The sequence below is a fragment of the Streptomyces montanisoli genome (genome assembly GCF_017813245.1).
In the GTDB taxonomy this organism is placed as follows: Bacteria; Actinomycetota; Actinomycetes; order Streptomycetales; family Streptomycetaceae; genus Streptomyces; species Streptomyces montanisoli.
In genome coordinates this window covers 1-8,503 of the sequence record NZ_JAGIQL010000217.1, presented here as the reverse complement: position 1 = coordinate 8,503, position 8,503 = coordinate 1, and the positions used below count along the sequence as shown (strand labels likewise).

Sequence of the window (8,503 nt, the reverse complement as noted above, 5' to 3'; positions counted from 1 at the left end):
GGCGGCTGACGGGGCCGCGTGCCGCGTCCCGTCAGCCGCCCACCGGCAGCGTCTTCGCGAGCTCGCGCCACTGCGCGAGCGGCACGTCGTGCCGCGGGTCCGCGGTGACAACCTGGATCGCCACGTGGTCCGCGCCCGCCGACAGGAACGCGCCCACCCGGCTCGCGATCGTCTCCGCGTCGCCGAGCGCGAACACCGCGTCGAGGAGGCGGTCGCTGCCCCCGCCGGTGAAGTCGGACTCCGCGAAGCCGAGACGCTCCAGGTTCTTCGTGTAGTTCGGCAGTTGCAGGTAGCCGCCCAGGTAGGCCCTGGCCGTCTCCCGAGCCGCCGCCGTGTCCGTGTCGAGCACGACCTTCAGCTCCGGCGCGAGCAGCGTCCCCTTGCCGAGGATCTCGCGCGCCTTCGCCGTGTGCTCCGCCGTCACGAGGTACGGGTGGGCGCCCGCCGCCCGGTCGCGGGAGAGCTCCAGCATCTTCGGGCCGAGCGCCGCCAGCACGCGGCCGCTCGCGGGGACCGGCTCCGTCGCCTCGTCGAGGCCCGTCAGGTACTCCTTCATCGTCGAGTACGGGCGGGCGTAGCGCTCCGCGAGGGCGCTGTGGCTCGCTCCTAGGCCCAGCACGAAGCGGCCAGGGTGGTCGCGTTCCAGGCGGGCGCGCGCGGCGGCGACGTCCTCGGGGTTGTGGTCCCAGATGCTGAGGATGCCCGTCGCGACCGCGAGCCGGCTCGTCGCCGCGAGCAGCGGGGCCGCGTCCGCGACCGAGGGGCTGCCGCCTAGCCAGATCGTGCCGTAGCCGAGGGACTCCAGCTCGGCCGCCGCGTCGGCCACCTCTCCGCCGTGCTCCGGGTTGTCCGTGCGGAGCGCGGTGCTCCACACGCCGATGGTGCCGAATTCCGTGGCGGACGTGTTCGTGGGTTCCATGGATTCCATGGTGGGGCAACCAGGCGGCGCGGCCGCGTTGTTCCACGCCGGTGCGGCCGTGTCGCACGCATGTGCCGCACCGGCACGGGACGGTGAGGGGCCGTGAGGGGCCGTGAGCGGCCGTGAGGGGGCGTGAGGCGCCCCGTCCACACGCCTGCATCACGGTTTCGTCACCACCGGAACATTCAGGTCCGGCGGTGGCGCGCCCCCGCTAGCGTCTTGCCTCCGAGAATCGGACAAGCGGTCCTGGGGGGACGCATGACACGAGGCAATACGCCGACGCCACTGCCGCCGGCCACCAACCCGTACAACGGGCCGGCCGGGCGGGCCGGTCGTGGATGGACGCGCAAGCGCGTGCTCCTGCCGGCCGCCGCGGTCGCCTTCCTCGCCATCGGTTGGGGTCTCGGAGCCTCGGGCGGCGGCGCCCAGGTGAAGACGGCGCCCGCGGCGGCCGACGCGGTCCCGACGGTCACCGCCACCGCCACGGCGACGGCCACCATGACCGAGACGCCTCCGGCCCCGACGGCGACGGTCACCACGACGGAGAAGGCGCGGCCCGCGCCGACCGTGACCGTGACCCGCACCAGCCGTGTCCGGGTCACGGTCACCGCCGCGGCCCCGCGCTCCGGGGGCGGCGGGGGCAGTGGCGGTGGCAGCGCCGGCGGGGGCGGGAGCTCTACCTATTACGAGAACTGCACGGCGGCACGGGCCGCCGGCGCCACCCCTCTCTACCGAGGGGATCCCGGCTATGCCGCGCACCTCGACCGCGACGGCGACGGAGTCGCCTGCGAGTAGGCCCACGACCGGGCCGTTCCGATCCACCGCGGGATCGCCCGCTCCTGCGGGCTTTCCCGCTCCTCCTGGCGGGATTCCCGCGGCGGATCCGGAGTCCGGGGGCGGGGGCGTGTGGGGGGTGCGCGTGGCGGGAATCACCTGATCCGGGGGCCTGCCGGTCCCTACCAGCCGGTAGATTCGGAGGCTGTCGCCGATCAGGTGTGACTTGTCCGGGCTCAGCGCGGCCGGTTACGCTCCGTCGGCACGTCAAGTCGACAAAGAGCCCGGTGGGAAGGGGACGGAGTGACCGCTGGAGCCACGGAGTCCCCGGCCTCGTCCGACCGCCCGGACCCCGCCCGCGGTACCGGACCCCGCGCCGCCGCAACGCACGCCGCCGCAACGCACGCCGCCGCAACGCACGCCGCCGGAACCTACCCTGCCGGAACGCGCACCGCCGCAACGCGCACCGCCGGGGCGGACGGCGCCGACCCGGAAGCGCTGAGGATCGCCCTCCTCAGCTACAAGGGCAACCCGTTCTGCGGCGGGCAGGGCGTCTACGTCCGCCACCTCTCCTGCGAACTCGCCCGCCTCGGCCACCGCGTCGAGGTGATAGGCGCCCAGCCCTACCCGGTGCTCGACGAGGTCGAAGGCGTCACGCTCACCGAGCTGCCCAGCCTCGACCTGTACCGGCAGCCCGACCCGTTCAGGACACCGAAGGCCGCCGAGTTCCGCGACTGGGTCGACGCCCTCGAAGTCGCCACCATGTGGAGCGGTGGCTTTCCCGAGCCGCTGACGTTCTCGCTGCGGGCCCGCCGTCACCTCGCCTCGCGCGCCGGGCAGTTCGACGTCGTCCACGACAACCAGACCCTCGGCTACGGCCTGCTCGGCGACCTCGGCGCCCCCCTCGTCACGACGATCCACCACCCGATCACCGTCGACCGCCGCCTCGACCTGAGCGCCGCGCCCGGCTGGCGCAAGCGGTACTCCGTGCGCCGCTGGTACGGCTTCACGCGCATGCAGAAGCGCGTGGCGCGGCGCCTGCCGTCCGTGGTGACCGTCTCAGGATCGTCGAAGCGCGAGATCGTGGACGACCTGGGCGTGCGGTCCTGCCGCGTCCACGTCGTGCACATCGGCGCCGACACCGGCCTCTTCTCGCCCGACCCGGCCGTGCCCGAGGTGCCGGGGCGCATCGTCACCACGTCGAGCGCCGACGTCCCGCTCAAGGGGCTCGTGCACCTCGTGGAGGCGCTCGCGAAGGTGCGCACGGAGCACCCCGGGGCACACCTCGTCGTCGTCGGAAGGCGCGCCGACGACGGTCCCGTGGCGCGGGCCATCGCGCGCTACGGGCTCGAAGGCGCCGTCGAGTTCGTCAAGGGCGTCTCCGACGCCGACCTGGTCGACCTGGTGCGCGGCGCGCAGATCGCCTGCGTCCCCTCGCTGTACGAGGGGTTCTCGCTACCGGCCGCCGAGGCCATGGCGACGGGCACGCCGCTCGTCGCGACCACCGGGGGAGCGATCCCCGAGGTGGCGGGCGCCGACGGCGAGACGTGCCTCGCCGTGCCGCCGGGCGACTCGGGCGCGCTGGCCGCCGCACTCGGGCGGCTGCTCGGCGACCCGGCGCTGCGCGCCAGGCTCGGTGCGGCCGGCCGCGACCGCGTCCTCGCCCGGTTCACCTGGGCGAAGGCCGCGGAGGGCACCGTCGAGAGGTACCGCGCGGCGATCGAGCGACGCGGGCGCGACCCGCGCCCCCACCTCAGGGCCGCCGCGCGCTAGCCGCGCGGCCGGCCGCGCAAGAAGCCAGAACCACCCCCCGACCGCGAAAGCAGGCTCACGTGCTGACCGTGGACTTCACCCGCTTCCCGCTCGCCGCGGGCGACCGCGTGCTCGACCTGGGCTGCGGCGCGGGCCGGCACGCCTTCGAGTGCTACCGGCGCGGCGCGCGCGTCGTCGCCCTCGACCGCAACGGCGAGGAGATCCGCGAGGTCGCCCGCTGGTTCGCCGCCATGAAGGAGGCGGGCGAGGCGCCCGACGGCGCCACCGCGACCGCCATGGAGGGCGACGCGCTGAACCTGCCGTTCCCGGACGAGTCGTTCGACGTCGTCATCATCTCGGAGGTGATGGAGCACATCCACGACGACAAGGGCGTGCTCGCCGAGATGGTGCGCGTGCTGCGCCCCGGCGGGCGCATCGCGGTGACCGTGCCGCGCTATGGCCCCGAGAAGGTCTGCTGGGCGCTGTCCGACGCGTACCACGAGGTCGAGGGCGGCCACATCCGCATCTACAAGGCGGACGAACTCCTCGGCCGCATCAGGGAGGCCGGGCTCAAGCCGTACGGCAGCCACCACGCGCACGCGCTGCACGCGCCCTACTGGTGGCTCAAGTGCGCCATGGGCGTCGACAACGACCGCGCGCTCCCGGTGCGCGCGTACCACAAGCTGCTGGTGTGGGACATCATGAAGAAGCCCTTCGCCACGAAGGCGGCGGAGCAACTGCTCAATCCCGTCATCGGCAAGAGCTTCGTGGCGTATGCGACGAAGCCCCGCCAGGTCGCTGCGGGCGTGGAGTGACCCTGTCGAGCGCGGGGCCCGGCCGCACGGAACACCTCGTGCTGCCGGGAGTGCTGACGGAACGTCAGGCCTTCGAGACCGTCGCGGGCATCCGTGCGGTGCAGCGGCCCGACGGCGCGATCCCTTGGTTCCGCGGCCACCACCTCGACCCGTGGGACCACGTGGAGGCGGCCATGGCGCTCGACGCGGCGGGCGAGCACGGCGCCGCGGCCGCCGCGTACGCGTGGCTCGCCGCCCACCAGAATGGCGACGGCTCCTGGTATGCGGCCTACCAGGACCGCGACCACGGCGGCCAGTTGCCGTGCGAGCTGCACCGCGAGACCAACTTCTGCGCCTATCCGGCCGTCGGCGTGTGGCACCACTACCTCGCCACCGGCGACGACGCGTTCCTCGACACCATGTGGCCCGTCGTGCGGGCGGCCGTCGACTACGTCCTCGAACTGCGTCGGCCCGGCGGGCAGATCGGCTGGAAGCGCGAGGCCGACGGCACGCCCGTGCACGACGCCCTGCTGACCGGGTGCTCCTCCGTGTACCAGGCGCTGCGGTGTGCGCTCGCGATCGCGGAGGAACGCGAAGAGCCTCAGCCGGAATGGGAGTTGGCCACGGGTGCGTTGGGCCACGCGATTCGTGCGCACCCCGGCGCCTTCCTCGACAAGGGGCGCTACTCGATGGACTGGTACTACCCGGTCCTGGGCGGCGCGCTGACCGGCGCCGAGGCCAAGTCCCGTATCGAGGAGGGCTGGGACGACTTCGTCGTGCCGGACCTCGGGGTGCGGTGTGTCGTGCCGAACCCGTGGGTCACCGGCGGCGAGAGCTGCGAACTCGCCCTGGCCCTTTGGGCGATGGGTGAGTCCGACCGCGCACTCGGCGTCCTCCAGTCGGTGGGGCACCTGCGCGCGGACGACGGCATGTACTGGACCGGCTACGTCTTCGAGGGCGACAAGGCCGTGTGGCCGGCCGAACGCACCACGTGGACCGCCGCCTCGCTGCTCCTCGCGGTCGCCGCGCTCGGCGGCGACGAGGCCACCACCGCGGTGTTCGGCGCCCGGCGGCTGCCGCGCGGTGTGGAACCCGACTGCTGCGCGTAGGGGGCGTCCTGCTCCGCCCCGACTGCTGGGCCGCGCACGCCCGTTCGGGCTTCCGAACGCGGGTTTCACACGTACACAAGCGGCAAGACGACCTGCATGGCCACACATACACGCAGTGGGAACCGCTCCGCGGCGACGGTCATCATCGTCATCGCCGACATCTTGGCCTTCATCCTGGCCCTGTGGATCGTGATGTACCTGCTGGACGCCAACCGGGCGAACGCGCTGGTGAGTTTCATCCAGGACGCCGCCCGCTGGCTCGCCGGTTGGTCGTACAACCTCTTCACCTTCGACGACGCATGGGCGCGAGTCGTCGCGGGCTACGGCCTGGCCGCCGTGGTCTACCTGTTCGTGGGCCACGGGCTCGCCAACCGGCTCCGCCACTTCTGACGCCACCGGTCACGCCACGGCCGCGCCCCGCCGGCGCCACGGATAAGCACGTGTGCCCAGGCGGGGTGCGGCCTTATGGTCGGGCGCATGCCCGTACTGACACACGAACGCTACTGCGACGAGATCACCCGGCAGACCTCCGCGCTGTGCGCGCTGCTCGACGGGGCCGACCTCTCGGCGCCCGTACCGACCTGTCCCGACTGGACCACCGGGCGGCTGGTGCGGCACACCGGGGGAGCCCTGCGCTGGGCCGGGCACATTGTCGCCGAACGCGCGCGGCACAACCCGCCGGACGACGAGGTGCCCGAAGGAGACGGCCCCGAGGGCCCCGAGGGCTCCGAGGACGCGCGCGACCTGGCTGCCTGGCTCGCCGGCGGCGCGACCGTCGTGACCGACGCGCTGCGTGCGGCCGGGCCCGACGTTCCGGTGTGGACCTGGGGGTGGGACCACTCGACGGCGTTCTGGGCGCGGCGCATGTGCCACGAGGTCCTGGTGCACCGTGCGGACGTCGCGCTCGCCGTCGCCGGCGGCCTCGACTCGTACCGCCCCGACGCCGATGTCGCCGCCGACGCGCTCGACGAGTGGCTGCGGATCATCGAGTTCGCGGTCACCGAGGAACACGCCCCGGTGCCCGAAGGCCTCGCGGGCACCATCCACCTGCACGCCACGGACGCGCCGGGCGCGGAGTGGCTGCTTGAGGTCGGCGGGCAGGGCTTCAGTTGGCGTCGCGCCCACGAGAAGGCGGACGTGGCCCTGCGCGCGCCGCTCACCGGCCTGCTGCTTGCATCGCTGCGCCGGCTCCCCGTGGACGGGAAGGACTTCGAAGTGCTGGGCGACCGGGGGCTGCTGGACGCGTGGCTGGAGACTGCCCGGTTCGACTGACTCCCGCGGAACGGACTCCCGCGGAACGGAGCGCGCGCCGCCGTCATGGCATGCGTACGGCGGGCCCCCTGAGCCGGGGACCCGCCGTACGCGCGTGCCGTTCGCGGAAGTGGCCGCGTCCGGGAGACTCAGCCGCGCTGGATGCCCGTCGTGTCCTGGAGGACGCCCCTGCGCCCGTCCTGCGTCTGCGCGACGAGGCCCGCTCCGTGCTGCTCCACCGCCAGGTACCAGGTGCCCGGGGCGAGTTCGGCGATCGGGGACGGCGAGCCGTCCTCCCCGTACAGCGGTCGCGCGACCGGGACCGCGAACCAGAACGGCGCGAACTCCGGCGCCCCGCCGCCCGTCGCGGGCGCGGCACCCGCCGCCTGCGCGCCGTACCCGTGCCCCTGCGTCCCGTACGGCTGCTGGCCGCCGCCCGGGTACCCGTACCCCTGGCCGCCGGCGAAGCCGGCCCCGTACGGCTGCGGCTGCTGCTGGGGCTTCGGCGCGGGCGCGAGCGGCGCCTGCAGCGCGGGCAGCAGCGGCGTGGCGACGGCGCCGAACGCGAGGACGAGCGCGGCGATGACGCCGATGACGAGCCCCGCGCCCCTGCTGGTGTAGTCGATGAACGTCCACAGCGCCGTCCACGCCGAGAACACCGTGAACGCCACCCCGAACTGCCGCATGTCGAGGCCCAGGACCTTGCGCGGCTGGGCCGACGAGCGGGACAGCACGAGCAGCGCGGCGCCGATCACGCCGCCCACGTACATGCTCATGGTGAGACCGAGGTTGTTCCACGCGTTCGACCCGAAGCCGTTGGCCGAGACCACGTCGAGGAACGACGCGATGAACAGCACCACCGCTGCTCCGATCACCACGCCGTCGCCTCGAGTGAGAGAGCGGATGTTCACGTAAAAGTCCTTCGTCAGTCGTCTCTTCGGGGCGGGCGGTCGTGGCCCCCGGGTGCGGTCCGAATGTATCGTCCGCCCGCACGCGGCGTTCGGCGCGTCCGCCCGCCGGAACGTACGCCCTGATCAGCCCCCGTCGTGCAGCGGGCCGCTACTTCAGGTACTTCTCGATGCCTTCGGCCATGCCGAGGGCCGCCTTCTGCCGCCAGGCCGGGCTCTTCAGCAGCGCCGCGTCCTTGGGGTCACGCATGTTCCCGCACTCGATGAAGACCTTCGGGACCGTCGAGAGGTTGAGCCCGCCGAGGTCGGTCCTCGTGTCCAACCCGGTACCGCTGCCTATGTAGTTGGAGCGCGCGCTGCCGGTCACCCGCTGGAAGGCGTTCCTGAGGTCCGTGCCGAGTGTGTGGGACGGCCGCACGATCGACGTGGTGTCCGCGCCGCCCTCGTCCACCCGGCCGGGCATGATGACGTGGAAGCCGCGCCTGCCGACCGGGGCGCCGTCCGCGTGTATGGACAGCGCCGCGTCGGCCCCCGCCTTGTTGCCGGCCTCCGCGCGCTCCGTGACACACGGGCCCCACGGTCGGTCGCCGTCGTAGGTGAGGACGACCTTCGCGCCCTGCTTCTCGAGCAGCGTGCGCAGCCGGTGCGCCACGTCGAGGGTGAAGTCGGCCTCCGCGTAACCGTCGTTGGTCGACGTGCCGGTGGTGTCGCACTCCTTGTGGCCGTTGCCGACCGCCACCTGCTTGTTGATCTCGGCGGTGTGCAGGTGGTTGTCCGGGTTGTGCCCCGGGTCCACGGCGACGACCTTGCCCGCGAGCGGCCGCGCGGAGGCCGTGGCGGATGGCGTCGTGGTGGGCGCCGTGGGGGAGGGTGTGGCGGCACGCGTCTCGGGGCCGTCGCTGCCGGCCACATGGCCCGCCGTGCCGATGCCGTGGCAGCCGGCGAGCACGCAGGACGCGGCGGCGAGCGCGGCGCCCAGGGCGGCCGCGCGCAGCC

9 protein-coding genes are annotated in these 8,503 nt (G+C 73.5%); 6 read left to right on the top strand and 3 right to left on the bottom strand.

Annotation, left to right across the window (positions count from 1 at the left end; genetic code table 11):
* Positions 1–31: 31 nt before the first annotated feature.
* Complete coding sequence (locus JFN87_RS30090; RefSeq protein WP_372449311.1) at positions 32–928, bottom strand: LLM class F420-dependent oxidoreductase; 897 nt, start codon at positions 926–928, stop codon at positions 32–34.
* Positions 929–1,177: 249 nt separating this feature from the next.
* On the opposite strand from JFN87_RS30090, the gene JFN87_RS30085 reads away from it, so the two are divergent.
* The 6 genes from JFN87_RS30085 (at position 1,178) to JFN87_RS30060 (ending at position 6,620) form a co-directional block, all read left to right on the top strand.
* The gene (locus tag JFN87_RS30085) at positions 1,178–1,714 is read left to right on the top strand and encodes an excalibur calcium-binding domain-containing protein (protein WP_209345199.1); all 537 of its coding nucleotides are present in this window, start codon (positions 1,178–1,180) and stop codon (positions 1,712–1,714) included.
* 477 nt (positions 1,715–2,191) lie between these two features.
* Positions 2,192–3,466 carry a glycosyltransferase family 4 protein gene (locus JFN87_RS30080; RefSeq protein ID WP_209345205.1) on the top strand — a complete coding sequence of 425 codons (1,275 nt, stop codon included), beginning with the start codon at positions 2,192–2,194 and terminating at the stop codon, positions 3,464–3,466.
* A 59-nt stretch (positions 3,467–3,525) separates the two neighbouring features.
* Positions 3,526–4,260, top strand: a complete 735-nt coding sequence (locus JFN87_RS30075) for a class I SAM-dependent methyltransferase (protein WP_209345198.1) — start codon at positions 3,526–3,528, stop codon at positions 4,258–4,260.
* A 2-nt stretch (positions 4,261–4,262) separates the two neighbouring features.
* On the top strand, positions 4,263–5,348 hold the full coding sequence (locus tag JFN87_RS30070) for a prenyltransferase (RefSeq protein WP_209345203.1): 1,086 nt from the start codon (positions 4,263–4,265) through the stop codon (positions 5,346–5,348).
* 96 nt (positions 5,349–5,444) lie between these two features.
* A complete protein-coding gene (locus JFN87_RS30065; RefSeq protein ID WP_209345196.1) occupies positions 5,445–5,738 on the top strand; it encodes a hypothetical protein in 294 nt (97 codons plus the stop codon).
* 87 nt (positions 5,739–5,825) lie between these two features.
* Complete coding sequence (locus JFN87_RS30060; protein ID WP_209345194.1) at positions 5,826–6,620, top strand: maleylpyruvate isomerase N-terminal domain-containing protein; 795 nt, start codon at positions 5,826–5,828, stop codon at positions 6,618–6,620.
* Positions 6,621–6,748: 128 nt separating this feature from the next.
* On the opposite strand, the gene JFN87_RS30055 is transcribed toward JFN87_RS30060, so the two are convergent.
* Positions 6,749–7,510, bottom strand: a complete 762-nt coding sequence (locus JFN87_RS30055; RefSeq protein WP_209345192.1) for a hypothetical protein — start codon at positions 7,508–7,510, stop codon at positions 6,749–6,751.
* Between the two features lie 148 nt (positions 7,511–7,658).
* Positions 7,659–8,501: an N-acetylmuramoyl-L-alanine amidase gene (locus tag JFN87_RS30050; protein ID WP_209345190.1), complete on the bottom strand. Its 843-nt coding sequence runs from the start codon at positions 8,499–8,501 to the stop codon at positions 7,659–7,661.
* Positions 8,502–8,503 lie beyond the last annotated feature (2 nt).

Excerpts from the sequence above, each read along its gene's own strand:
- JFN87_RS30090 (WP_372449311.1), bottom strand. The coding sequence starts at position 928 with ATGGAATCCATGGAACCCACGAACACGTCCGCCACGGAATTCGGCACC.
- JFN87_RS30085 (WP_209345199.1), top strand. The coding sequence starts at position 1,178 with ATGACACGAGGCAATACGCCGACGCCACTGCCGCCGGCCACCAACCCG.
- JFN87_RS30065 (WP_209345196.1), top strand. The coding sequence starts at position 5,445 with ATGGCCACACATACACGCAGTGGGAACCGCTCCGCGGCGACGGTCATC.
- JFN87_RS30060 (WP_209345194.1), top strand. The coding sequence starts at position 5,826 with ATGCCCGTACTGACACACGAACGCTACTGCGACGAGATCACCCGGCAG.